General features: G+C 46.1%; 24 protein-coding genes. 9 read left to right on the top strand and 15 right to left on the bottom strand.

Annotated elements, in window-relative coordinates; translation table 11 throughout:
• Positions 1-36: 36 nt before the first annotated feature.
• Positions 37-1,038, bottom strand: a complete 1,002-nt coding sequence (gene moaA / locus QF041_RS01500; RefSeq protein ID WP_307411020.1) for a GTP 3',8-cyclase MoaA — start codon at positions 1,036-1,038, stop codon at positions 37-39.
• A gap of 319 nt (positions 1,039-1,357) precedes the next feature.
• Here moaA and QF041_RS01495 point away from each other — a divergent pair, with 319 nt between their 5' ends.
• Genes QF041_RS01495 through QF041_RS01475 form a run of 5 tightly spaced genes read left to right on the top strand, consistent with a single transcriptional unit; the run spans position 1,358 to position 4,152 of the window.
• Positions 1,358-1,591, top strand: a complete 234-nt coding sequence (locus QF041_RS01495; protein WP_036613358.1) for a DUF2249 domain-containing protein — start codon at positions 1,358-1,360, stop codon at positions 1,589-1,591.
• Positions 1,592-1,608: 17 nt separating this feature from the next.
• Entirely contained in the window at positions 1,609-1,983 is a 375-nt protein-coding gene (locus QF041_RS01490; RefSeq protein ID WP_237174775.1) for a hypothetical protein, read from the top strand.
• Positions 1,970-2,575 carry a DUF2249 domain-containing protein gene (locus QF041_RS01485; RefSeq protein ID WP_307411015.1) on the top strand — a complete coding sequence of 202 codons (606 nt, stop codon included), beginning with the start codon at positions 1,970-1,972 and terminating at the stop codon, positions 2,573-2,575. The genes QF041_RS01490 and QF041_RS01485 overlap by 14 nt, the downstream gene beginning before the upstream one ends.
• Positions 2,576-2,588: 13 nt before the next feature.
• Entirely contained in the window at positions 2,589-3,821 is a 1,233-nt protein-coding gene (locus QF041_RS01480) for a hypothetical protein (protein ID WP_307411012.1), read from the top strand.
• Between the two features lie 31 nt (positions 3,822-3,852).
• Positions 3,853-4,152 carry a metal-sulfur cluster assembly factor gene (locus tag QF041_RS01475; protein WP_047844400.1) on the top strand — a complete coding sequence of 100 codons (300 nt, stop codon included), beginning with the start codon at positions 3,853-3,855 and terminating at the stop codon, positions 4,150-4,152.
• A gap of 227 nt (positions 4,153-4,379) precedes the next feature.
• On the opposite strand, the gene QF041_RS01470 is transcribed toward QF041_RS01475, so the two are convergent.
• The 10 genes from QF041_RS01470 to QF041_RS01425 form a co-directional block, all read right to left on the bottom strand.
• A complete protein-coding gene (locus tag QF041_RS01470) occupies positions 4,380-4,724 on the bottom strand; it encodes a cupin domain-containing protein (protein WP_307411008.1) in 345 nt (114 codons plus the stop codon).
• Between the two features lie 140 nt (positions 4,725-4,864).
• The gene (locus tag QF041_RS01465; protein ID WP_307411005.1) at positions 4,865-6,010 is read right to left on the bottom strand and encodes a hypothetical protein; all 1,146 of its coding nucleotides are present in this window, start codon (positions 6,008-6,010) and stop codon (positions 4,865-4,867) included.
• Position 6,011: 1 nt separating this feature from the next.
• A complete protein-coding gene (locus QF041_RS01460) occupies positions 6,012-6,824 on the bottom strand; it encodes an FtsX-like permease family protein (RefSeq protein ID WP_307411003.1) in 813 nt (270 codons plus the stop codon).
• Positions 6,799-7,569: an ABC transporter ATP-binding protein gene (locus QF041_RS01455; protein ID WP_017687815.1), complete on the bottom strand. Its 771-nt coding sequence runs from the start codon at positions 7,567-7,569 to the stop codon at positions 6,799-6,801. The genes QF041_RS01460 and QF041_RS01455 overlap by 26 nt, the downstream gene beginning before the upstream one ends.
• Positions 7,570-7,757: 188 nt before the next feature.
• The gene (locus tag QF041_RS01450) at positions 7,758-8,756 is read right to left on the bottom strand and encodes a sensor histidine kinase (protein ID WP_307411000.1); all 999 of its coding nucleotides are present in this window, start codon (positions 8,754-8,756) and stop codon (positions 7,758-7,760) included.
• Positions 8,753-9,466 (bottom strand): response regulator transcription factor, encoded by a 714-nt coding sequence (locus tag QF041_RS01445; protein WP_307410998.1) that lies wholly within the window; start codon positions 9,464-9,466, stop codon positions 8,753-8,755. The genes QF041_RS01450 and QF041_RS01445 overlap by 4 nt, the downstream gene beginning before the upstream one ends.
• A gap of 84 nt (positions 9,467-9,550) precedes the next feature.
• Entirely contained in the window at positions 9,551-10,525 is a 975-nt protein-coding gene (locus tag QF041_RS01440; RefSeq protein WP_307416866.1) for a diacylglycerol kinase catalytic domain-containing protein, read from the bottom strand.
• 71 nt (positions 10,526-10,596) lie between these two features.
• Positions 10,597-11,640, bottom strand: a complete 1,044-nt coding sequence (locus QF041_RS01435) for an SPFH domain-containing protein (RefSeq protein ID WP_062835104.1) — start codon at positions 11,638-11,640, stop codon at positions 10,597-10,599.
• 199 nt (positions 11,641-11,839) lie between these two features.
• Positions 11,840-16,216: a glycosyl hydrolase 53 family protein gene (locus QF041_RS01430; RefSeq protein WP_307410995.1), complete on the bottom strand. Its 4,377-nt coding sequence runs from the start codon at positions 16,214-16,216 to the stop codon at positions 11,840-11,842.
• Between the two features lie 254 nt (positions 16,217-16,470).
• Positions 16,471-17,187, bottom strand: coding sequence for a YceI family protein (locus QF041_RS01425; protein WP_307410993.1), 717 nt, complete (start codon positions 17,185-17,187; stop codon positions 16,471-16,473).
• Positions 17,188-17,379: 192 nt separating this feature from the next.
• On the opposite strand from QF041_RS01425, the gene QF041_RS01420 reads away from it, so the two are divergent.
• Both QF041_RS01420 and QF041_RS01415 read left to right on the top strand, forming a co-directional pair.
• Positions 17,380-18,066 carry a response regulator transcription factor gene (locus tag QF041_RS01420; protein ID WP_036672909.1) on the top strand — a complete coding sequence of 229 codons (687 nt, stop codon included), beginning with the start codon at positions 17,380-17,382 and terminating at the stop codon, positions 18,064-18,066.
• Complete coding sequence (locus QF041_RS01415; protein WP_307410991.1) at positions 18,051-19,517, top strand: HAMP domain-containing sensor histidine kinase; 1,467 nt, start codon at positions 18,051-18,053, stop codon at positions 19,515-19,517. The genes QF041_RS01420 and QF041_RS01415 overlap by 16 nt, the downstream gene beginning before the upstream one ends.
• Before the next feature lie 96 nt (positions 19,518-19,613).
• Here QF041_RS01415 and QF041_RS01410 read toward each other — a convergent pair whose 3' ends face one another.
• Positions 19,614-20,426, bottom strand: a complete 813-nt coding sequence (locus QF041_RS01410; RefSeq protein WP_307410989.1) for an AAA family ATPase — start codon at positions 20,424-20,426, stop codon at positions 19,614-19,616.
• Between the two features lie 343 nt (positions 20,427-20,769).
• Between QF041_RS01410 and QF041_RS01405 the strand changes: the two genes are divergently transcribed.
• On the top strand, positions 20,770-20,922 hold the full coding sequence (locus QF041_RS01405) for a DUF1540 domain-containing protein (protein ID WP_074095586.1): 153 nt from the start codon (positions 20,770-20,772) through the stop codon (positions 20,920-20,922).
• 199 nt (positions 20,923-21,121) lie between these two features.
• Positions 21,122-22,579: a 4-hydroxyphenylacetate 3-hydroxylase N-terminal domain-containing protein gene (locus QF041_RS01400; RefSeq protein WP_307410987.1), complete on the top strand. Its 1,458-nt coding sequence runs from the start codon at positions 21,122-21,124 to the stop codon at positions 22,577-22,579.
• A 20-nt stretch (positions 22,580-22,599) separates the two neighbouring features.
• Here QF041_RS01400 and QF041_RS01395 read toward each other — a convergent pair whose 3' ends face one another.
• The 3 genes from QF041_RS01395 to QF041_RS01385 are packed head-to-tail and all read right to left on the bottom strand — an operon-like array spanning position 22,600 to position 24,484.
• Complete coding sequence (locus QF041_RS01395; RefSeq protein ID WP_307410984.1) at positions 22,600-23,166, bottom strand: nitroreductase family protein; 567 nt, start codon at positions 23,164-23,166, stop codon at positions 22,600-22,602.
• A 53-nt stretch (positions 23,167-23,219) separates the two neighbouring features.
• Positions 23,220-24,026, bottom strand: a complete 807-nt coding sequence (locus QF041_RS01390; RefSeq protein WP_074095589.1) for a hypothetical protein — start codon at positions 24,024-24,026, stop codon at positions 23,220-23,222.
• Between the two features lie 5 nt (positions 24,027-24,031).
• The gene (locus tag QF041_RS01385) at positions 24,032-24,484 is read right to left on the bottom strand and encodes a flavodoxin (RefSeq protein ID WP_017687802.1); all 453 of its coding nucleotides are present in this window, start codon (positions 24,482-24,484) and stop codon (positions 24,032-24,034) included.
• Between the last annotated feature and the right edge of the window lie 247 nt (positions 24,485-24,731).

Here is a 24,731-nt window from a genome sequence, read left to right as displayed (position 1 = left end):
ACCTGTTGATGCAAGTTGAATCCTGAACTGCTGTTGCTAACCTCCGATTTGCGACATATGTCGCAACGTTGGCGTGCCGTCGATCTGTTGCCCGTTTAAGGCTTTTAACATGTCATGTGTTTCGGGTTTGGCTCCGAGCGCCTTGTAAAATAAATCCTGCACCGCCTTGTCATCACCTACGAGTGGACGAACATTGAATTCATCCGACCAGTAGAGACAAGGTTTGATATTACCGTCTGCCGTCAGTCTCAGCCGATTGCAATTCCCGCAGAAATGGCTGCTCACCGGGTGAATCAGACCAAAGGTTCCAGCAGCTCCCACTATGCGATAACTATCTGCCGGTCCATTCCCATAAATCTCTCCACAGCTTTCGTACTCCCATCGTGCTCCGCATGTTTCCAGCACATGTTCGAGGGGCATATACCCTGATCTCCAACCTTCTCCACTTTCACCTATAGGCATATACTCGATAAAACGAATATGAATGGGTTCATCCCGGGTCATCCGCAGAAAGTCTTCCACTTCATCGTCGTTCACGCCTTTCATCAGCACCACGTTCAGCTTGATCGGATGAAATCCGGCTTTTTGGCTGGCCTTAATGCCGTCCAACACACGCTGCGCCTTGCCGCCTCGGGTAATGCTTGCGAATCGTTCTGGCTTCAAAGAATCCAGGCTTATGTTCACCCGTGTTAGCCCCGCAGCCTTCAGCAGATCCGCATAAGCTGCCAAATAGATGCCATTGGTTGTCAATGCGATATCTTCAATTCCTGGAATAGCGGACAACATCGCAATCAGTTGATCCAGCCCCTTACGAACAAGAGGCTCCCCTCCAGTTAAACGCAATTTCCGAATACCCAGTGGAGCAAGCGCCTTAACGATGAACGTGATTTCTTCATAGGACAGGATTCGTTCTGTCGGTTCAAACTGCATTCCTTCCTCCGGCATGCAATACACACAGCGGAGATTACAGCGATCCGTAACCGAAATTCTTAAGTAATCATGTATTCTTCCAAACGGGTCCATTAATTTTGATTCCATACACGTACCTCCCTTCTCTAGGGTGCTGTCTTCACATCAGCCGAAGGAGAAAGCTGTTTTCTCTCATCCAGTGTCATCTTGACGCTAAATATAAGGATGTCTCGCTCGGCGAACTGTGCAAAATATCACAAGAAGTGAAACATAGCGCACAGTTGCACATTTATATATGCTCTGTAATCCTTTACCAAACAGGATTCTGGTCTAAATAAGGCAAAATTATGGCAAAAGAAAATGTGTGAGCAGGCTCACACAGCCCCCTCCTCACGTTTTCTATAATCAAATTGCAACACCACACTATCCCAATTTGGAGGAATGACACATGAACACATACGCAGCAACCATTAATGCCACGGAGTATCCACCGCATTTGAAACATAAAGTTATTTTCGAAACGTTTGATCAGTTGCAACCCCAGGAATCCATGCTGCTCATCAATGATCACGATCCAAAGCCACTTCGATTCCAGTTCCAGTCCACACATCCCGATGGCTTCAACTGGGAGTATATTGAGCAGGGCCCTACAACCTTCCAGGTCAAAATCAGCAAATTATAGATTGGAGCTGAACCGCTATGGCCCACGTTGAAATCATTGACGATACTACACTTCGCATCACGCTGAGGTTGGAAGATGCCACAACCATGGTGCAGATAGCACAGCGTGAGCAGGCCGAGTATGCGCAAGAGATTATTACCATTTACGAAAAAATGCCTGTGTTCGAATATACTCACTTCTGTTTTTACGCCTATGACAGTGCAAGACTTTTTGAGCGTGTGCTCGGCATGGACCCCAAAGCCTATCTTTCCTTCTCCCTCGATGCACCGGACTCATTCTTCTATGCGCTGTACGGTGGTATGGCCGCCCTGTATGAATCATCTCTACAGTTGGTACAGCAGACGGATGTAGCTGGCGCAGGATTGGATGTGAACGCACATGTCTCCATCTGATGTCCATATTGTTGAATTGGATGTGCGCCCTCATCTGAGTAAAAAGCTGGAGCCGTTTCAGCTGATCATGGATACGGTCAAGGGCCTTCAGCATAACGATGTGTTTGTCCTACATGCTCCATTCAAACCAACGCCTCTGCTCGGTATTCTCAAGCTGAAAGGATATTCCAGCACATCTGAACGTAGGAGTTCAGATCACTGGGTTACCACATTTGTGCACAAAAAAAATAAAACCGGTGCAAAGGTAACTTCTGCAATGGTTTTATCTGGATTAGAAGTTAATTCGGAACCCGATTCAGACGAAGAATCTGCTTCATGGAAAGGGCATCCGGAGGAGCAAGCTGTTGCAATTGCAGCCATTGAACCTCCACAGGCACCCAAAGTTATATTGGACAATCGCGGATTAGAACCGCCACAGCCCATGATGCGAACACTTGCCGCACTGGAGCGTTGCAAACCTGGGGAAGTCGTGCTGATTCATAATGACCGTGTGCCAGTCTTCCTGATTGAAGAGTTGAACAATCTCGGTTGCACCTACAGGGTTGAAGATCAAGCCGATGGTACGGCCAAAGTGAGAATTGAAAAAGGGTAAGGAGGCAAAAGCCATGTCCAGGTTGCCGTTTCTTTTTATCATCACGGGCATCTTTGGATTTGTAATGTATCACGCCTTCTCTCTGCTCTCGCTGACAGGCTGGCTTGGTGATGAACTCAGAGGACCCGAAGGCTGGTTTCATGCTCATCTGTTTGTGCTCGGGTGGGCAACCATGCTCGCTATGGGTGCCGTTTATCAGTTGATACATGTTATTTTGCAATCGAATATCTACAGTCTGGTTCTCGGTTATTGTCATTATTTCTTGTTCAGTATCGGAATCGTGGGCATGTTATACGGCTTCATCCGTGCAGATGTCATCTGGATTGCGGGTTCTGCTACACTCGCGCTCTCGGGCATTCTGTTGTTCGGATGGAATATGGCCGTTACCCTCTTCCGTGCCTCACAGTGGAATCCGGTAACGATCAGTGCAGCTTGTTCCTGTCTTTATCTGGTTCTAACCGGACTTTCCGGTATGCTGATGGGTTTGAATTTTGCCTTTGGTGATTGGAATGGTCTTCATGAACGCTTATTCGGCGCACATATCTGGATGGGAACACTCGGCTGGTTTGGCATGTTAATTACCGGATTCAGTTACAAAATGCTGCCCATGTTCTACCTGTCCCACGATTATTCCATTCGACTGCAAAAAGTGGTCCTGGTTCTGTGGAATGCAGCTGTAGTTACAGGTGTTGTCGCATTTCTAACAGGTATTAAGGGAGGCCTGCTCTGGCTCGCGCTCTTGCTCCTAACTGCAGCCCTACTCTTCTATGTGTATCACTTGGAGCAGATTCAGGAAAAACGTCACAAAAGCAACCCCGGCCCGGGCATTCGCTGGTCTGTCTATGTAAGTCGTGCCTTTGCCGTATATGCTGTCGCCCTACTGATCTATTCCGCGCAAGGAACCGAACTGCTGCTCCATCCAAGGGTTGTTCTGCTGTCTGGATGGGTATATCTCGGGGGCTGGGTGTCCCTCACCATACTCGGATATGCCTCCAAAATCGTGCCTTTTCTGTGGTGGACCCATAAATATGGCAAGCAGGCAGGCAGACCCGGAACACCGCTAATGGCTGGTATGCTGAGTGAACGGAACGTCCATTGGGGGATGATCGCCATGGTGGCTGGAAGCCTTCTGCTAGTCAGTGGAATTCTGATTAATCTGGCAGAGGTTATGATGGTTGGAGGAACAATCTTATCTCTGGTTTCCATCGTTTATATAACAAATATTGCTTTGGTATTCAGACGTTAACATAAATAAGGTAGACTGGAGAGTGAACATGATGGAACAAACTACGCATTTGCTAGAATGTCTCAAGGAAGTGTATGACCCTGAATTAGGTGTCAATATCGTTGACCTGGGTCTGGTGTATGAAGTAAGGGAAGAGTCTGAACGAGTACATGTACGGATGACGCTGACTACACCAGGTTGCCCGCTGCACGACACCATCGTTGGTGCGGTGAAATGGGTTTTACAGGAAAATACGAATAAGACTGATATTGACGTTCAAGTGGTGTGGGAGCCACAATGGTCTCCACAGCTGATGTCGAATGAAGCCAAGGAAATGCTGGGATACTTCTAGGCAGAATGACTATAGACCGGATGAATGAACAAGTTGCTGGCGGAATACGAAGAAGCGTACTTAAATCTGATGTTCTCAGACCCAGGTATGCTTTTTGTTTTGCGATGGGAACCACACTTGGTCAAGGCATTATTGAATAAAAAATAAATAAGGAAACTCCAGAATAGAGTTTCCCTTATATTAGTGCCGATCAGTGAATCATTCTATCGATTCCTTGATATTAGATGTTAGATGTCCTTTGCATAGGATGCTGCTGGCACTTTGTTTAACACCACGAACAAACGAACTTCCTGATCTCCTGTATTATGGAATGCAAACTCCACGTCACCTCCACAATGGATCACATCCTCTTGTTTCACCGCTTGTTCTTTTCCATCCAGAATAAGTGTGCCTGTGCCTTCAACCACCAGCAAAATAACGTCTGTTCCCGGATGTTTATGAACGGGAAGCTGTTGTCCTGGCAGAAAATGAAGTACAAAGGTCACTCCACCACCCTGTTGGAATAAAACACGTTTCGTAAACCGGTCCTCGCTGAATACTTTAACTTCTTGCAATGACGTGATACTCATCATAATCGTCCTCCTCGATAATATAATCTGTGAATGCATTCATCTTAACGCAAAAAAGCCCGCGTTTCCTTGATCTGAATCAAGAGAATGCGGGCAATGAACAAATCATGGTCGGTCCTTATGACCGTTTGTTTCTAAGATGGTTACACCATCATTTTGCGCAGAGAAGCGATATATCTCGAACGTATAATGATGAAATAAAACGTCTGTGCAAGTACAAAGGCACCAAATACAGTCAACACCGGCATCGTATAATTGGTAATCCCGAATTCAGTAAGAAATGGCTTAACCACGACCAAAGTTTCAATGATAGCTACCCCGATCGGTAAAAAGAACAGAATGGCAATCTGAACAGTGGATGATCGTTTCATTTCCTGGAAACTGAGACCCATTTTCGAAAGAGAATGCACCATCCTTCCATCCGCTTCAAGATCGGTATGCAGTCTGAAATACAAAAAGCTTGCGGAAGAGATCGAGAAGATTAATCCGATAAATATGCCCAGGAAGGTAAAGAGTGCTGTGCCCTGTCTGAATCTTTCAAAATCACCGTACCGCGTAGTCAGATATCCAGACTGGTTATCCGTTGAAGCGTTGCTGCTTCGGATGGAATCCGCGGAGGATAGAAGCTGATCGCTAACCATGGCTTCCGAAGAGTGGCGATCAGGTACAGCATGGCCCCATGCAGGGATCTGATACAGATACTTACCAGATATCATATTTTCTTTGATCTGTTGAGCAATCTCTTCATACTTCTCATCCGGGAGGACAACTACACCTGTAGCATAGAGTAGGGTTCCAAACTGTGGATCGATATCTGTATCCGTAACCCGAGCTTCCAGTGGGCTATCGTTCAGATTCAACGTCAACTTGTCTCCCTTCGCATAATTACGAAATCTGTTGCGCTCGATCTGACCCTGATCCTTCTCATTGCGGGTATCCACAAATAAGGCGGATCCGGTATCCAATTGGAACATCTTTCTCCCTTGTGTCCGATTGTATTGGTTGTAGTGACTAAGCGGCATAACCGAGACAGCACTCTGATCTGCATCAGACCAGAAATATTCAATATAGACTTGCTGATAATCCAAGCCTGCGGCTTCAAGTTTCGAATCAATAGCACTCATATCCAATTGCTCTGTTGGTCTGAATACGTTGTATTGAATTGCAAAATCGTTGTTTGTAAACTGCTCCCGGTTCTCCTGATCCAGTGACAAAATTACAACTGCACTCATTGAAGCAATCGCAATCACCACGGTCACCATAAAGAGCATGCGGGCATTATCCTTCATTTTATAAACTCATCTCTGAGATCCACAACAGACGTGTACCATGCCATACCGTTTTACGATTACGCTTCAATAAACGGATAATGAGCACGGAAAGTTGTGAATAGAAAAAATACGTCCCGGCTATCCCTGTTACTGCTGCAAGCATGATTGTTCCGCCATTTAACCCGCTGCGGAGTACCACAAAACCTACTGTAAGTAATGCAAAACCCAGAAGTGAGAAGAACCATGAAGCTTTGGGCTCTTTTTTAGGTTTGTTGGTTCCCGTCAAAAGTTCTAACGTCCGTTTGTTTCCGATAAAAACCAATGTGAAAAGTGAAATGCAGAAAAATAATAACAGAAAGGCCCCGATCGTAATCAGAATCGCTTTCACGGGAAAATAAAAGGGCAGATCATCCATCCCGATAAAACGAGTGGTTAACATCAGGAACAACTTGGACAACAACATACCTCCGCCGATACCGGCAATAATGGACAGGCAGCCGATCAACATGTTTTCCAAAATGACCAATCTCCGAATCTGTGCGGGTTCTGCACCAAGTATGGTCAGAATGCCAAACTCTTTATTCCGAGATTTGAGAAAAGCACTGATGGAATACATAACAAAGAAAAATGCAAACACATATACGATAATTGAAGCGATCTGCATTCCCGTAGCGGTTGTGTCACCCATCGGCAACTCTGTCACATACGGATGATAAATGAACACCGCATAAGCGAAGAATATCATGACCATAAACACACTACTTAGAAAAAAAGCAATATACGCTCGCCCATTACGGCGGATGTTATTAAACGCGAACTGAGGAAAGCTCATGTGAATTCCCTCCCCAGAAGGATAAAGTATCAATGATCCGCTGGAAAAACGTCTGTCTATTATCTCCACGGTGTACCTCGGCTGCCAGCTTTCCGTCCTTAATGAACACGATGCGGTTGCAATAACTTGCAGCAAGCGGGTCATGTGTGACCAACATAATGGTCGTTTTCTCCTGCTGGTTAATCTGTTCAAGTGACTCCATGACCGCTTGGGATGACGTAGAATCCAGCGCACCGGTGGGTTCATCCGCCAAAACAATCGAAGGCATATTAATCATGGATCTCGCTATGGCTGTTCGTTGTCGCTGTCCGCCCGAAATTTCGTAGACTCGTTTATCCAGAATATGATCAATCCCAAGCTTCGCTGTAATGCGATGTAGTCTGCTCTCCATCTCCTTTAGTTTGACCTTGTCCAGTGTCAATGGAAGTACAATATTCTCAGCAACAGTCAGCGTGTCCAACAGATTGAAATCCTGAAAGACAAATCCGAGTTCCCGACGTCGGAACATGGCAAGTTCTTTCTTTTTCATATCAAACGGGTTCATGCCATTAATCAGCACCTTGCCCGAGCTGGGTTCATCAATGGTGGAGACCATGTTTAACAATGTGGTTTTGCCACTGCCCGACGGGCCCATAATGCCCACAAACTCACCTTGCTTGATTGTCAGATGAATATCACTAAGGGCTTGAGTCTGCACTTTGCCCTGATATACTTTGTTCAGTCCCGATACCTGTAACATTTCCATACGTAATTCCCTCCTGATCCATCATTCTTTATACGTTAATTCTATTCTTATCCTAACCGACCTCCCCTAACGGTGCTATCGAATTACCTTAAACTTCTCTTACAGCCCGTTTAAGGTTTTGTTCCCCTGCCTCCTCTATCACAATTCTGTGCATTAAAAAAGCACCTCGCCCATGGGCAAAGCGCTCTTCACTTCGGATATTTCGAATGAATCCAGCTGAATCTAACCAACGTTCCCTCATTCGGCTCCGAAAACAACTCGACACGGTTATCCAGGCGGGCACTGATCTCACGGACCAGATATAATCCCATTCCCGTAGATTCGTGGTATTGCCTGCCCCGTTCGCCTGTAAAATAGGGATTGAACACACGATGAATATCCTCGGACGAGATGCCGATTCCCTCATCTTGAATGTCCAGGATTGTACGCTCTTCCTGCTTATAGCCTGTAATGATCACTTTTTTGCCTGATTTACTATCGGAATAGTTCACGGCATTGGTCAAAATCTGGGTGAACATGAACCGCAGCCACTTGGAGTCACTGTATATCTGAAGTTCACCTTCCATACGAATATCCGGCGTAATGCCTCTACGAATAAATAAACGTCGGTTTTCCGCTATACTGCTCCGAAGCACCTCATGCAAGGATAACAGTTCCACCCTGAAATCCCCTTCGAACTGTTCAAGCCGTGATGAATGCAAGACCATTTCAAGTCCTTTGCGCATTTTATCCAACTCATCCTGAATACTGCCCGCCGTCTCATCGTCCACATCTTCCAGGGTTAGCTGGATAATGGACAAGGGTGTCTTCATCTGATGAACCCAACGATTCATGAATACCACCTGTTGTTCCTTACTAGTGCGTAATTGACTTATATCATTCTGCCGATTACGCTCCAGTTCATGTAACAATTCCTGGATGGCTTCCGCCACGACCGAATTTCCAAGCGTTTGGAAAGGCTCGTTTACCAGTTTTCGTGGTTGTTCAAGCAGACGATAATACGCTTGCAGCTGGAAGTAACGTATGACCAGATAGACCAACAGCACAACAGTACTGATCAGCATGCCATAGAGAACAATCTTCATCGGACGGCCCTCACCAGAGAGCCAGTAGACACATGGAACCAGCAGCATCTGTAACACATAAAATCCAACTAACATCTGGTGGTCTTTCAGGAAAAGTCTCATTTCCCTTTTCCATGTGCGGTTGAACCCAGATCCAACACACGATAACCCGCTCCGCGAACCGTCTCCAAAATCTCTTCTGCACCCAGCTCCTTCAACTTCCGGCGAACACGTGTAATATAGACATTCAGCGTATTATCATCGATAAAATGCTGATCTTCCCACATCTGTTCTAGCAATTTTTCTCGGCTGACAACTCGCCCTGTCTTCGCCATCAGCGCTTCCACCAGTATCGCTTCCTTCTGTGTCAGCTCTATTGAACGTTCATCATATTCCAGTACAAATCGCTCAGGATAGAGGATCATGGGGCCATTCGTCACTGTTACTTCCTGTTGAACAGCAGCGTAAGAACCATAGGCTCGGCGCAGCTGACTACGGACTTTGGCAAGAACGACTTCATATTGAAAAGGTTTTGTAATATAATCATCCGCTCCATGTTCCAACGCCATAATCTGATCCATACCACTATCACGAGCCGATATGAATAAAATGGGACATATGGAATGTGTGCGTATCTGCCTGCACCAGTAGTATCCATCATATTGAGGCAAATTCACATCCATCAGCACAAGGTCCGGCTTCACTTCCACAAATTCATCCAGTACATGACGAAAATCATCTGTGACCTGTACCTGGAATCCATTTCGGGTCAGATAAGCCGCTAGCAATCCTGCTAACTTGGCATCATCTTCAACCAACAATATCGACTGCATCGTTTAACCCTCTTTCCGTTTCCTGACGTCAGTGTATCACATCTAGTTACCCATTCTAGTCGGAAACGGCTTGAAAATAAAGGTTTAGACCACGAGACGTCCCCTCTTCTCTGCCAAACCAATGATGGCTTCCACCCCTGAGTTAAACTCAAGAAAGTCCTGCTCGACCCCATCGCTGAAAATAACACCATCCTCTGGCATCTGGGATACAATATGCAATGGTTGCTTAGAATGAATCTGTCCAAACACCAGATTGGCCGCAGTCGTCCGGCTCGGGAACGGTTCACGTACTGAAAAATATAAATAAGGCGCATCCCAGTTAAAATGATTCAGATCTTGCCTGCTTCCATGAATGGATGCCGATGCTATAGCGACCTCCGCTTCGGAATTCATGTTCTGCCATGCCGCCGATCCAACAATGCCCGTGGCTCCCGCCAGCACACTTTTGAACCAGCCTGTCGATCCCATGCCTGTGGATACAATAATCCCACTAGAGGATTGTTGTTCAGTCGATGTACCCAAACGCACTTCATAACGAGCCGATACATGTGTCTTCCGACCAATGAACAGATCATTCACACCATATAGATACTGTCCATCATTGAGTTCCACTTTGGCGAGAGTGACTTCTTTCAAGGTTCGTTGCTTTCGAATGACATCAGGAACAATGAAGCTCAGATCTTCCACGGTAAAAGGTAATAACACGCCATCCCAACGCATCGGGTCCGGATTCACACCGATGAGCGGCTGTTCGGTTACGTATTTGAGGGTGTTGGCTACAAGCCCATCCTGTCCAACCACGACCACGATATCCTGCTCTCCAAAGATAAAGTTGGGCACATGTTCTCGATCAATCGTCTGAACCCGTCCCAATTGACTCAGTTGCTGCTGTGCCTGCTGCACAGATAGTCGATAACGACGGTCTTCCTCCATATAATCACTGAAGTCTGCGCCCAGACGTTCAATATAGAACTGAGCTTGCTGCACCGTGTTATATCGAACCACCAGTTCCTCCAGTCGGGTCCGGCGCTTCACCAGAATCAGCTTGTGTTCGCTCATTCGATCATCTGCCGCAGGCTGCTGACGTACTGATTTCCCTGCCTGCTCCGCTTGCTCTCTTCTTCCTAATCTCATCTCGCTCGTCCTCCCTGATCTCGGCCCGGCGCAGGAGACATCAATCCCTGCAACAGATCTGGCGAGATATTAAGTTGCCCAATCTTGCCCGCATTTTCAGCCAGTTCCTGGAACGCAAGTGCGATCAGCTTATCAGAATTCATGCCCATGTTCGCCATTGCTTGCAGTACATTCGGCTGTACATTTTGCAATGAATTCATTACGGCAGCAATCTCATAGGCTTTGGCATCTGCTTCGGCATTGTGATTGGCAATGGTTAACTCAATCAGCTGCTGCTTCCGTTCCTCCATCGCTGTATTGAACTGAAGCTGCTCCTGCTCCATCTCATTTTGTTTCTGTTTCACCGAGCGCTCAGCCTGCAATTGGGTCTCACGAATCTGCTGTTTCTTTGTCTCTACGGCAATTTCGGTGTTCAGTTCGTTCTCTTTCACTCGGCGTTCCTGTTCAATGGAGGCATTGCGACGTACATAGAGCGCTTCATCTGCCTGACGCAAAATCTCTTCCCGCGCTTGTGCTTCCAATGCACGCATCGTTTCTTTATTAGGCAGAATGGCCAGAATCGATAGACTCATCAGCTCAACGCCCAGTTTCTCCAACTCTTCACTTTGCACAACTTCGCGTTTCATGCTGCTCGCCAGCCGTTCACTGGATTGAATAGCTTCTTTCAGCGGCATTTGTTCCAGATGTTTCTTGGTCAGTACTTTGGCTGTGGTGATCACCCGTTGATCCAGCTTGCCGGGGTCGTCGGAGATATACCGATTCTTGCGCAAATTGTACGTGTAATTCAGGCTCTGGGTTATTTTCAGGTAATCCACAATGCGATAGCTTAGCTGCCCCTGCACAGTAACCGTCTGATAATCCGCCGTAATCTCTTCAAACATGAATGGTACATCCACCGAGGACACGGGTAGAACCACTACCGATGTGGTCGGCTCATAATAATAGAAGGACAATCCTACACCTTGACGTTGTACCTCACCATTTTTTACTTTCATGACATACTCACTGGGCTGAAATTTCGCAAATCGGAATCCAAACATGGCTCATTCCCCATTTCTTAATATTGTCGTTTTGATATTATCGAAATGATAACAAATGAATTCGATATTGTCAATACGACATTAACAAAATGTTTATATGCCTATTTAGAGAGGGGATAAAGTCTGAACCTCATTTTTTCCGCAAAAAATAAAGAGACCGAATCATATGATCCGATCTCTTTACCTGCTTTGTTATTTTCTAATACAGTTGTTCCATTAATCTGGCGATTGCAACAGCACCCTGTGCACGGTTCGCTGTTTCTTTCGGAGCAAACGTGCCATCAGGCATGCCATTTAGCAGTCCAAGTTGTTGCATCGAGGCTACAGCTTCTTTCGCGTATGCCGCGATCTCGGCGTTGTCTACAAACACCATATTTCCTTGTATAGAATTGGTCGCATCCTCACGTTGCACAACCTTTAGTGCTCTGTTCATCATAACGGCCATATCTTCTCGCGAAATACGTTCATTGGCTCCAAAGCTTCCATCTGCCCGGCCTTGAATAATGTTCATTTCCATTCCAAGTCGTACTGAATCGGCATACCACTGCCCTTCCTTCACATCCGTTGGTGTTGAAATAGATGGATCCGGCTGACGTGTATCACCAATACCTTTAATAATCATTTGCAAAAATTGTGCTCTGGTCAGTTCACCTTGTGGGGCAAAACGAGTTGCGCTCATCCCTGTAATAATTCCCTTACCGTAGAGGTTCTGCACTTCTTGAAGAGCCCAATTGTGATTTTGCAGATCATGTAGTGGCACTTCAACTTCTGCAATAACGTAACTGCCGGATTCCAGTGGTTTAAATGCCATCGTCTTAGTCTTGTCATCATACTTGGAGTACGTAACAGGTTTCATTTCCCCACTTGGAGATACGGAATGTACAACCATAACTACATCATTCTTTTCAGGTTGCTCCACATTGGATAGAGCAACTTCAACCGCTCTGTTTGTCCATTGCAATGGCTTATTGTTCATTAACAAATTCACATCAACAATCGCATGATTACCGATCGCTGCTTTTTGCGATGTAGTCAGTGTATCTGTCGATCCTTTTGCCACTACGATATCGAACGTTCCCTCAGTCTCCGCAATGGTTAGTGGCAGTGATTTTAGAGGAACACGAACGGTAGTCTGTCCTACAACTACATCCAGGGATTGCACTTCCTCGGAACGAACCCATGCTGCCAGCTGACTTGCAGCCAATTGGAATGTGACTGTCTTGGCTGTGTCAGGCACATCTGCAATCAGCTTCAACGTACGATTTCCTGCATCCATCGATTGCAGTGCCTGAGTTAATTGGAATGCATCTGGACGAATGGAATACTTCTCATCCCCGGCTGTCGTTCCTTTTAACGTGATCGATCCCTTCTCCGGTGCAGTACCCGCTCCAACTGGTGGGGTTACAGACGGATTCCCCGTCGATGGTGCTGTTCCCGGGTTGGAAGGTTGTGAAGGTACACTTGGCTCTGATGGCTGGCCAGGGCCAGGTGTTACATCTTGACGTACAAGCTTACTCACAGCATCTTGTAACGCACGATCCGCATTGCTCACATCTTGCGTTGAAGATTCAACATCCAGAATGAATGCCTTCGCTTCAGAAAGTGCCTTACTAAATACATTCCAGCTTGATGTCGTGTATTCGGTTTGTTTTAATTTCTCAGCGGCATCTACAGTAGCTTGCAGTGCAGTTTTGTCTGCCGGGAACGTACCGTATGCTTCAAATTCCATGAATCCTACCCATGTGGGACCTGTTTTAATCGTTACCCGAATGTAACGGCCCTCCGTGCCTTCTGGAAGTACATGGCTAGGTGCCGTCGATACAACAACATCACTTGTTGTGTCCACTATTTTCACAAAATTTTTGTTATCGTTGGACACTTCGATCGTATATTTGATGCCGCCACTCCACATCGACATTTCGATTTTGCGGAGGTTAGCAACCTGACCCAAATCCACTTGCCACCAGCTATCCTTACTCTGGTCTGTTCCCCATGAAGTGTTCGGATTGTTGTCAATTGCACCTTCAGGAGAGTTGGCTTGATTGCCTCCTGTCCCTGCACTGCTTGAAGCCGTTGCCGTTTTGCCCGTTGTTAAAGCCTCCAGAGAGACCAGACTAGTATAGGTTTGTTTCAACGTACTCAGTGCTGAATTTACCTCAGACTGGACAACAGCATTGTTATCTCGGACCTGAATCGCTGCCTGCAAAGATTGTTGTAAAACAGACCAACTCCGGCGTGTATAGGAAGATTCATTCTGCTGCTGCATTTGTTGAATGTACTGGTGCAGTTTTGTTTTGTCCACATTGGATAAACCTTGAATGGCATCATGCAAACGTTTAAGCGCTGTATTCGCATCCGTCTGTGTTGCTCTTGGATCATTCAAGACCTGCTCAGCGCCTTCCAGCGCTTTGGTCAATACCGCCCAAGTGGCCGCAGACCATTCAGTCTGCTGATACGTACGCGCTTCCGCTATTTTGGCTCTGAGCTCGTCAAGCTGCGGGGCGATAACCTGCATTTGCTGCATCACACGTTCCAATGCTGCTGTCGCTGCATCTGTATCTGCTTGAGTCACCCCGCCCGGCGTGTATGCCTGTTCGTATACATCATTCGCTGTCGAGATTGCCGGAGCCAGAGTCACCCAGCTTTCCGGAGTAAAATCAGTCTGTACCAATGATTCGGCTCGTGTAAGTGCCGCATCAAGTTGCTGGCGGTCTGCGGGCAGAAGCTCCAGTCCGCGTTTGTACACATCCAGTGATGGCAAGGCACGTCCTTCGTAGGAGTATCCACCATTCCCCGGAAATTCATCATAGTCGAACATGGCATGATTTTCCCATGCATCTCCCTCGGAATCAATCCAGCCTACATTGGCGGCAATCCACGCGGGCTCCCAATAGAAGAAGCCTGCTCCGCGGTTTTCCGGCACGTCAGCAATCATATCCATAATGCCAGCAATAGCATCATATTGCCCCTGTACCGTTGCAGGGAATGTTGCTCCCCCAACATGAAGCGCTTCGTCCGATCCGATGATGTTTCCATGAGCGTCCCCGTTTTTGTAGGAAAACGGATAGGACGTTTCAGCGATAATGACATCTTTGCCAAACTCGGCTGACACTTCATTCGTCGTTTTCTGTACATCTGCAAACGTCCCATGCCAGAACGGGTAATACGAAAGTCCGATGATATCGTACTTCAGTTCGCGTTTCTCCAGCTCACTGAAATACCATTTGAACGTATCCACCTTGCCACCTTCAGCCAGATGGATCATAATCTTCACCTTATCCGCGTTATCGGTGATCTCTCCTTCTACTGCACGTACAGCATCAACTCCGCTTTTTAGCAATGCAACATTTTCCTCAAAATCCACGTCACTGCTCAAGCCGTTCAGAACACCACTGTTGATCTCATTACCGATCTGCACCATATCAGGCATGGCGCCCTTAGCTTTCATTTCTCCCACAACTTCATACGTATAGTTGTATACGGCCTGCTTCAGCTCTTCATGCGAAAGGCCTTCCCAAGCTTTGGGACGAAGCTGCTGACCCGGGTGCGCCCACTCATCCGAGTAGTGGAAATCCAGCAGGATTTTCATACCTTTTTTCTTCACGCGCTCGGCCAAACGAATGACATCGTCCTTGTCGTTGTATCCCCCTGATTTCTGTGGATCATTCCACAGACGAAGACGCACGTAATTGACACCGCGATCCTTGAGAATATCGAGCAAATCACGCTCTGTACCGTTGCTGTCCACGTATTTGCCGCCTTTGTCCTCAATGGCAGTCAACGTGGAAATATCGACACCTCTAACATAGTCTTCACGATATCCCTGAACGATCACCTTAGCTTTAAGCTGAGGCTCTGGAGGCGATCCATAAACAATCCCTGTTACCGTAAAATCGCCCGCAGAAGCGTATTCCAAAGGGTCGATAGTATCCCATGTCACAGGTACCATTCTCGATTTTCCCTTCGGGTAATGTGCTTTTACCTCGTTTGGCAGAATTGGCGCACTTTTTGTCACCGTTTTCACTTCGATTGGATCATATCCGGTAATGTTGGCAGGTTCAGTGCCTTCTGATTCTCCCCACACTTTGAACTCCAATATTTCCGGCCAAACTCCCTCACCCTTGTAAAAGGAGATGTTCAGTCTGATGTATCGCACATCATTCTGCTGAAACGTCAGATCAGCGATCTGTTTGGGATCGGCATTTTCATTTTGATCAACAACTTTGGTCCATACCTGCTGGTCAGCAGACGTTTCTACCATATATTTCACAACCGTGTTTTCTCTCCACGTTATTTCCGCTCCGGACAGATTGTAGTCTTCACCCAGATCAATCATTGCCCACTGTGGTTGTTCGGATGTAACTCCCGCCTTAGCAGTCCAATGCGTGTCACTTTTACCATCAACCAAGTGCTCCTTTTTACTCTCCCACTCCAAATATTCTGTGCTTACCGTAATCGCCTTATTAAGTGCCACGTTCACTTTTGCATCTTCTGCAGCCGCTGGACGAACCATCAGCCCCAGATCACAGAACAGCATCAGTAATACCAGACACCCGCTTATGTACCTCTTATTCACTCTTGATCTCCCCCTTTTTGTGTTTGATTGTGCATGGATCAATGAATGTTATGAATCCTCCTCATTGTAAGCGCTTAATAGTGATGGGTAACACGGTATTATCCAAAGGAAACAGCAGTTATTTTAACAATATGCTCCTGTAAAAGTTACATTTGAGCGATAAGAATCACACTATTTGTAAAAAACAAAAAAATCTGTCCGTCCACCGTAAGGCAGAACAGAACAGATTTCTATCTAGATGATCGTTGCTACACTTATTTGGAGAGTTTCAATTCAAGTTGTACCTGGATATCATTTTCAGTCGAGAGCACAACGGAGTGTGGATTTTCCATTCCGAAATCTTCGAACGTTACCATCGATGTTGCCGACAACAATACTGCATTATTCTCATAAGCAGCTTTTGCGTCAAAAGTTACTTCTTTTTCAATACCTTTAACCGTAATCGTACCATTCATTTTGATATCAACCGTTTGACCGACAGGCCATTCCGCAGGTACCCCTTCAAAAGAAGTCGCTGTAAATGTAGCTTGTGGATGTGTAGCAATGTCGAAGAAATCGGCTTGCTTCACGTGACCATCACGTTGTCCATTCCCGGAATCAATTCCGTCCATCTCGATCTGTCCTTCTGCCTTCATCTGAGCAGCATCGTCAACATTAATGGTCCAATTGCCTGTTACCTTATCGTCCACAAAGTTAACGGTCTCCTGTGATGTGGTTACGGAGAAGTATACTTTGGAACCTTCGCTGATGCTCCAGTCTCCGTTCAGTTGCTCTGCTCCAGCAGTTTCATTGGCTACAACCGTTCCTGTGCTATCTACAGCTGTGGTGGAAGTCGCTGTGCTCGCAGGAAGCACCTGCTCAATCTCCACGTTGTTCCCCAAGTAACTGTTTGTGATATAGTAACCACCGCCACCGATTACGGCAACCGCCGCTACACCTGTAATAAGCCATGCTTTTGCTTTCTTGTTCATCTCTATGTTTCCTCCAGTACATGATTGTTTAGGTTGCTTCTTGGAGTGAATCATATCAATTGAATGTGTCAGGAAGAAGTCAAGATAAGACAAGTCACATATTTTTTTCAAATCCGTAATACAGGATTGGCTTTACGCTCTGGCTCATGTAAAATCAGTACAAGTTTACAGAGCGAAAGGAGAACGCTTTTCTTGAAATCCATACTTATCGTCGAGGATGAGCAAGCTATTGCACGAGTATTGGCTGCTTATCTGAGAAAAGCAGAATTTGAAGTTCATCATGCAGCAGATGGACCGACTGCACTTACCCTTTTTGATACCGTAACGCCTTCCCTTGTATTACTTGATGTGATGCTGCCAGGAATGGACGGATGGGATCTGCTGCGGATTATTCGTGAAAAAAGTGCTTGTCCCGTGATCATGCTAACTGCACTGGATGACATTTCAGACCGTCTCAACGGACTAAATGCCGGTGCTGACGATTATATGAGCAAACCTTTTGTACCGGAAGAAGTGGTCGCCAGAGTTAATGCGGTGTTGCGCCGTAATCCACATTGGACCTCAGGTGGCAAAGAGAAGCGTTCCTTTGGAAATCTCGTCATTGATCTTGCTGCCAAACAGGTGCTGCTGAACGGTGCAGAGGTTGCACTCACACCTCGTGACCTGTCGTTACTGTTCTTCCTGTCCGATTATCCGAATCGTACATTTACCAGAGATCATCTTATTGAACAGGTATGGGGGATGGACTATGATGGCAGTGACCGTGCTGTGGATCTATCGATTAAACGACTACGTCAAGCCCTCTCCCATTGGTCGCCAGAGACGGGAGAAATTCGGACGTTGCGAGGAATGGGGTATCAATTTTGGATCGCCAACTGAAACAGAAGAAACCCAAACGCACGATATCCATTCTGTCACACTGGACACTGCGATATTTTCTCATTTTGTGCATTGGTTTCACGATTATTGTGGCAGGGGCACTCTACTGGATTCGGACAACTTCCATTGAGAAAAGCCTCAAAACCGCAGAACTGCTTGGACTGGAGATTGCCGATCGAGTGACCAGTGAAAATAATATGCTTCGGGTTCCACCCGATCTGGACAGACTGGTAACCAAGCGAGAGAAACTATTCAACACAGATAATTATTTTTGTGTCATGATCTTGGACAACAACAATCAATTGATCTTTTCCCAGCCTAAAATGGAGCAAAAAGATGTGCATTATCGACTGTCAGACGACTATCTTGAACCTCGAAACAACAAATATGCAGGTGTAACGGTCAACATATCCGAGGGCGATCAAACCTTGGGCAAAGTGTGGGTCATGCAGTCCAAACAATCCATTACATTTGGTCCAGAGACGATATGGCTCGTGGCTCTAATCCTCGGAGGACTAATCCTCTGTGGATGGTTTACAATCTATCTCCTGTCCAATAAGTTATCCAGACCTATTCGTCAGGTCGCCTATGCCGCTGAGCAGATTCGAGGTGGCAATTATGATGTGAGTCTTGACTTCAATACTCGAGAGCGTGAGATCAATGAACTTGTAAATTCATTCCGCGATATGGCCACTCGTCTCCAACAACTTGAAGAATGGCGTACACTTTCGCTGGCAGGGGTAAGTCATGAACTCAAGACACCGGTAACTTCCATCAAGGGGCTCGTTATGGCAGTACGTGACGATGTCGTGAGTCCACAGGAAGGAAAAGAATTTTTGGATATCGCTTTGAAGGAATCTGAACGCATGGAGCGAATGGTCGCAGATTTGCTTGACTATAACGCCATGGCTGCAGGAAGTGTTGCCGTTCGCAAGGAACGGACGGATCTGAAACTGTTGGTCGGTGAGATCATCTATCAGTGGAAGATTGCGTACGAGGACAAAATGCCAGAGGTTCAGCTGCACGCCCCTCCAATTAACTTCTTTACCATGGGGGATGCTCTCCGTATTCAGCAGATCATTGTCAATTTGCTCAATAACGCACTTCATGCCACAGCTCCTGAACAGAAAGCTGTCTTCGATATTTATCTAAGCACAGAAGAACAGATGCTGTACGTTGATGTTAAGGACCACGGCACAGGCATCGCAGCCGAAGAACAACCCAAAATCTTCGAACGTTTCTATCGTGGAGAACTCAAGAAACGTCGTAACCGCGGTCTGGGTCTAGGATTAACATATAGCCGCCTACTCGCTCAGGAACAGGGTGGTGAACTGACACTTGTCTCCAGCAGCCCGGAAGGCAGCATGTTCAGATTAAGCCTGCCACGCTGGACTGCAACACAAGAAGCTATGAATACAGAAAAAGCATACGGAGTAGCCGTTAAAGTATAACGCACCTCGCTAACATGACAACTAGCCCAGAACTCCATTCAGGAGACTGGGCCAGTTCAACGTTGTTCCTTGTTGCTCTATCGATAATGGAAGCAATCAACACTCTAATACACGTGGTCTGTATTCATCGTAAGCATCCGAAATCAATTGCTTATGAAGTGCACTACTGGCAATGATTGCTTTCCGCTTTGCTTTCAAAACGATCTGCTCTATATCCGCATAACTGCACCCGGCCAAGTGTTCACATATGTAATCTTCCAGCTGGGTCTCCTGTTCAAATGCCCCCACCAATTTGCTGATATACAATCTGCGACTTGTATCATCAGGCATACCGTAGGTCATCTTGGTATCAAACCGCCGCCAGATGGCGTGATCCAGCTGGGTTTCCAGATTCGTTGCAGCCACCAGAATACTGTCCCCATCGAATTCGTCCAGACATTGCAACAATGTATTGACGACACGAGCCATCTCTTTCACTTCATCATTGCTCTCACGTGTCCGGCCTATGGCATCAAATTCATCCAGAAATAATACACAGGGATTCATTCGTGCATATTCGAATAACTTACGTACGTTACTCCCCGTCTCCCCAAGGTGGCTATGAATGATCGCATCTAATCTCACAAGAACCAATGGCAGATCAAGGCGCTCCGCCAGATGTGATGCCGTTAATGTTTTTCCCGTACCGGGTGGCCCGAACATGACCATTTTGTTGGGGATTGATACATCATGCTCCCTGAACTTCTCTTTCATGCCCAGAATGGTTATGAATTCGTTAATGATACGCTCATTTTCAGCGGAAAATACAATATGCTGGGCTTTACGCCTACAATCTTTCGGCGTGTAAAAAGCAGCCATATCGATCCCTTTCGCGCGGGGAATCCGATTCATATGATTTATTTTGCTCATGTATACACATGCTCCTTCATTTATGGTTTCGTGTAAATGTTTAGTTCAATTTATATAGAATCTATTAGACTTTTAATCGTAATAATTACTATTAAACAATAACATATTACTACCTTTTTGCAAATATAACCACAGCACGTACACTAATTTGCCACAGAAGGAAGTCATTTGGTTGCAAGCTTCAATAAAATTTGCTATTCTAAGTGTGCATCGTTGTGTATAACGCAAAAAAGCCCTCCAAATTTCGTGAGAGCAAAAAATTTCCATATTGGCAAGCGGCAACTTGTTATATCCGGATCTTTATACCAACGACTGTAATCCAATTAAAGTGAGGTTAACAATCATGGCAAAAGACGTATTGTGTGAAGTTAATTCCTGTCGTCACTGGGCTCAAGAGAACAAATGTAACGCTTCTTCGATCTACATCGTGAGTCACAGTTCCAAAGAAGCGAGTCAGTCTGCTGAAACAGACTGTAAGACTTTTGAAGTAAAATAAGTAATTTCATGTGATCCACTTAAAGGAGCCCTTACTGGTTCCTTTTTCTTTGTCTATTGTAACAAGAATGATAATTATTATCAAGCCCTAATCTGCAAAATCCTGCACACCTCTTAAATGCACATTGGACAGATCACCCACGTACACTACGTAAGAGTCAGTCTGCCCATGAACGATTAGAACCAAGAGGTGAATATCAATGCCTGTTAAAAGTGGTACACAGTATCGCGAACGAATTAATGCCCAGTCCGTCCCCTGCTGGTACAAAGGTAAGCTTATTACTGGAAAACGCTCTGAACATGTAGCATTTGCTGGCTTAATGGAGACTCAGATGCACATGTATGATCTGCAATCGGATTCTAAATTTGCAGAAACGATGACGTATGCCTCCCCGGCAGACGGCAAACCTGTGGGCATATCCTTCCTGCCTCCAACCAGTGCCGACGACCTCCGTAAACGACGGGAAGGGATGAATATCTGGGCAAATGTGCATCATGGCTTTCTTGGTCGCTCACCCGATTACATGAATACAGCCATAATGTCCTTTTACACAGGTGCCGATCTCCTGAACGAACTATCTCCCCAATATGCAGAAAATCTCAAGAATTATTATGCGTACTGCCGTGATCATGATATCACGCTATCCCATGCCTTCATTCAGCCATATGCCAGCAAAATCTCAGGGCAATTGGATGCTACGGAGGATGCTATTGCCGCAAAGGTCGTAGATCGCACCGAGGATGGCCTCATTATTAGCGGAGCATTCATGATGGCTACACAAGCTGCCACTTCGGATGAGATTTTTGTCTATCCGTCACCTTCTCCCGCCCCATTTGATGACGAAAATCCATTTGCATTCTCTTTTGCTGTCCCCAATGATCTTCCGGGAATCAGTCTGGTATGCAGGGATACCTACGCAGCCGAATCTCACACCAACTATCCCCTGAGTTCCAGATATGAAGAAATGGACAATATCGTCATCTTTGACCGGGTGCTCGTTCCGCATGAACGGATATTTTTTGCAGGAAGTGAGGAAATGTCCTCGCGTCTCTTCAGTGGTAGTAACTTTCATATTCACGCAGGTCATCAGGTATTGTGTCGTTATATTGCCAAAACGGAATTTGTTCTCGGTACACTCCAGCTTCTCACGGATACGCTGGATCTGAATACGGAAGCACATGTTGTCGAGAAAACCGCGCGTGTGTTCGCAGGTCTCGAATCGTTAAAAGCATTGGCCTTGGCCGCGGAGGCAGGTGCCATCCCAGATGGGCGTGGATTTGTGTTACCTGCACCCAAACCATTGATGGCAGCCAATCTCCTTTTTCCGAAACTTTATCCTGAGATGATTGAAATTCTGCAGCTCTTGGGTTCGAGCGGGGTGATTATGATCCCTCAAGAAGAAGAGTTTCAATCCGATATCGCTCCTTCCCTGAATATATATCTGAAAGGGAACGATATGGCTTCTCACGAACGCAACGCTCTGTTCCGCCTGATCTGGGAGCTTGGGGCTGGATCATTCGGGGGCAGACAGACCCAATTCGAACGATTCTTTTTTGGCAATGTCCTTACGGTATCCAATCGGTTGTTCTCCGTCTACAACAAAGATCAGACGAATCGTCAGCTCGTTCGTGATTTTCTATTCAACACCAGCATATAAGAGAACTAATGAATCTTTTTTTATACCAGATGGTCATAGACCGTCATCAGTTCAGAGGCTGGTCGGCTTGCATCCATATCCCGCAATGCAGGCTGGTCTCCGTAACCGATATGGAATACCCCCAGCACCTTCTCTTCACTTGTCAAACCCATCAAATTCTTAAACACAGGATGTTGTTGATAATCATTGATCTTCCAGACAGCATTCAAACCCTGTTCCGCAGCCAGAATACTAAAACGTTTGCTCCAGGCTTTGGCCGGCAGAAGATCATCCTCACGGGCATTTCTAGGTGCCACGACAACCAGATGGGTAGGGATCGCTTCCGTATATTGATATGTAGCCCAATCGCCGTAGCGATCAGCCAGATGGGGTGGATAGCTCTGTCTGACCGCTTCCAAATACAGCTGTCGTCCTTCGCCTGCAAACAACATAAACCTCCAAGGTTCTGAACTCATCACATATAATGAAGGATCTGCTTCATCAAGCAACTTTCGTATAACCGACTGGGGTACTGGCAACGGACTGAATTCGCAAGTTCCTGCACGTCTCTTGCCGCTGCTTATATCTTGACTTAGACTAGTAGACATGGCAACATCCCCCTCCTCTATCTGCATGATATATCGTTATTCTTCAACTGTCTTTACATCAACCATGTTTTTTTCGGTTCAATGGCTTCTGTTCTCCAGCGATCTACCTCTTCGTGGATGCGCGCTTTATCACGTGTCGTAAACTGTTCTGACTCCACCACTTCTGCTTGCGGCATGCTGTCACGTATCAAGCGAATGTAGTCCATGGAACGGATCAGAGACTGGCGTCCAGGGATGTACCTAATTTTGCGTCCTTCCAACAAGCAGTATATCTCGATCATACCCGGTAATTTTCCGAAGGCTTCCCAGCAGAATGCACTGACCATATGCTGAAATGCCTCAACTACGTTTGGATCATGGACAACCATATATTTCTGAATAAGCAACGAATCCCAGCCTTCGGGTTGCCAGGCCGCCTGAAATATCATCGACAAATGCATGGATAATGAAGGTAACTCCGTTCTCCACTGTTCAAAAAGAATAGCTGGATGCTTCAGATCATCGTTCATTGCAATGGCGAGTGACAATTCATCCGTAATCTTGTTCTTCACATCCCAGTAATGGAGAACAGATTCGAAACCATCCGTCTTTCTGGGCCACCACTTCTCAAGTAAATACTGTACGGGTACCTCTTTGCGAACATCCGGGTCGAGACTGTAAAAGGCATTGACCGCATGGCTCACCGCATATTGTACACGGTGCCTCCATTGCAGTGGAAGACGCTGCTCAGACACTGGTTCAGGGCGGATGAATCGGTGTGGGCTGCGCAGCATTTCTTCCAATCTGTAATCTTCAAGCAGACGTTCAGGAAGGTCATTCCTTCCGACTGGCATCGCTGCCTGAACATTATGTCTTAACATGATCTTTAGGATACCTGTAATCCGGCAGCAGCGAAGCGTTTGCCAAAGTCACGGCATGTTTCTTTCTCCTGCTCAAGCGGACTATATTCAATTTTCAACATCTCTGGAGATACCTCCGCCCCACGCTCTTGCAGCTTGGCAGCCGCGAGATCAACTGCACCGCAGAACTGCTCATACGAGGTGTCACCACTACCAAACACCGCAGCCCTCTTACCACTCAGGTCAAGCTCATCCAACTCCTCATAGAAATCAAGGAATTCATCTGGCAACTCCCCGTCTCCCCAGGTGTACACACCGATCATGAATCCGTCATAGTCCAATACATCAGATGCATTACAATCCGTAACGGATTTCAGGTCTGCCTCGTGACCTCCTTGTGTAATTCCCTCCACAATCAGTTCTGCAATTTCTTCTGTATTTCCTGTCATGCTCGCATAAGCCACTAACAATTTAGCCATCTATTTTTCCCTCACTTTAATTTGATCATGTTATATTCTCTCTATGAAGAAAGAATGAATTTTGGATTAACAAAATCATATGTGATAATGATTATCATTGTCAAATTAAATTTTTGGTTATCTTTGTTTTTCAGTATATGGGGCATGTTGGATTTCAACACAGCTAAAATACTTCATCCTTTAAGGTCAGATGTAAGACCTTCCTCCAATGATCCCGTCCCCCAACTGGCGTACAAGCCCTTTTTTG

Origin of the sequence: Paenibacillus sp. W2I17, assembly GCF_030815985.1 — a bacterium.
Lineage (GTDB): Bacteria > Bacillota > Bacilli > Paenibacillales > Paenibacillaceae > Paenibacillus.
This window is presented reverse-complemented; position numbering and strand designations above follow the sequence as displayed.

Coding starts and splice junctions, on each gene's coding strand:
- moaA (WP_307411020.1), bottom strand. CDS start 1,038: ATGGAATCAAAATTAATGGACCCGTTTGGAAGAATACATGATTACTTA.
- QF041_RS01495 (WP_036613358.1), top strand. CDS start 1,358: ATGAACACATACGCAGCAACCATTAATGCCACGGAGTATCCACCGCAT.
- QF041_RS01490 (WP_237174775.1), top strand. CDS start 1,609: ATGGCCCACGTTGAAATCATTGACGATACTACACTTCGCATCACGCTG.
- QF041_RS01485 (WP_307411015.1), top strand. CDS start 1,970: ATGTCTCCATCTGATGTCCATATTGTTGAATTGGATGTGCGCCCTCAT.
- QF041_RS01480 (WP_307411012.1), top strand. CDS start 2,589: ATGTCCAGGTTGCCGTTTCTTTTTATCATCACGGGCATCTTTGGATTT.
- QF041_RS01475 (WP_047844400.1), top strand. CDS start 3,853: ATGGAACAAACTACGCATTTGCTAGAATGTCTCAAGGAAGTGTATGAC.
- QF041_RS01470 (WP_307411008.1), bottom strand. CDS start 4,724: ATGATGAGTATCACGTCATTGCAAGAAGTTAAAGTATTCAGCGAGGAC.
- QF041_RS01465 (WP_307411005.1), bottom strand. CDS start 6,010: ATGAAGGATAATGCCCGCATGCTCTTTATGGTGACCGTGGTGATTGCG.
- QF041_RS01460 (WP_307411003.1), bottom strand. CDS start 6,824: ATGAGCTTTCCTCAGTTCGCGTTTAATAACATCCGCCGTAATGGGCGA.
- QF041_RS01455 (WP_017687815.1), bottom strand. CDS start 7,569: ATGGAAATGTTACAGGTATCGGGACTGAACAAAGTATATCAGGGCAAA.
- QF041_RS01450 (WP_307411000.1), bottom strand. CDS start 8,756: ATGAGACTTTTCCTGAAAGACCACCAGATGTTAGTTGGATTTTATGTG.
- QF041_RS01445 (WP_307410998.1), bottom strand. CDS start 9,466: ATGCAGTCGATATTGTTGGTTGAAGATGATGCCAAGTTAGCAGGATTG.
- QF041_RS01440 (WP_307416866.1), bottom strand. CDS start 10,525: ATGAGCGAACACAAGCTGATTCTGGTGAAGCGCCGGACCCGACTGGAG.
- QF041_RS01435 (WP_062835104.1), bottom strand. CDS start 11,640: ATGTTTGGATTCCGATTTGCGAAATTTCAGCCCAGTGAGTATGTCATG.
- QF041_RS01425 (WP_307410993.1), bottom strand. CDS start 17,187: ATGAACAAGAAAGCAAAAGCATGGCTTATTACAGGTGTAGCGGCGGTT.
- QF041_RS01410 (WP_307410989.1), bottom strand. CDS start 20,426: ATGAGCAAAATAAATCATATGAATCGGATTCCCCGCGCGAAAGGGATC.
- QF041_RS01405 (WP_074095586.1), top strand. CDS start 20,770: ATGGCAAAAGACGTATTGTGTGAAGTTAATTCCTGTCGTCACTGGGCT.
- QF041_RS01400 (WP_307410987.1), top strand. CDS start 21,122: ATGCCTGTTAAAAGTGGTACACAGTATCGCGAACGAATTAATGCCCAG.
- QF041_RS01395 (WP_307410984.1), bottom strand. CDS start 23,166: ATGTCTACTAGTCTAAGTCAAGATATAAGCAGCGGCAAGAGACGTGCA.
- QF041_RS01390 (WP_074095589.1), bottom strand. CDS start 24,026: ATGTTAAGACATAATGTTCAGGCAGCGATGCCAGTCGGAAGGAATGAC.
- QF041_RS01385 (WP_017687802.1), bottom strand. CDS start 24,484: ATGGCTAAATTGTTAGTGGCTTATGCGAGCATGACAGGAAATACAGAA.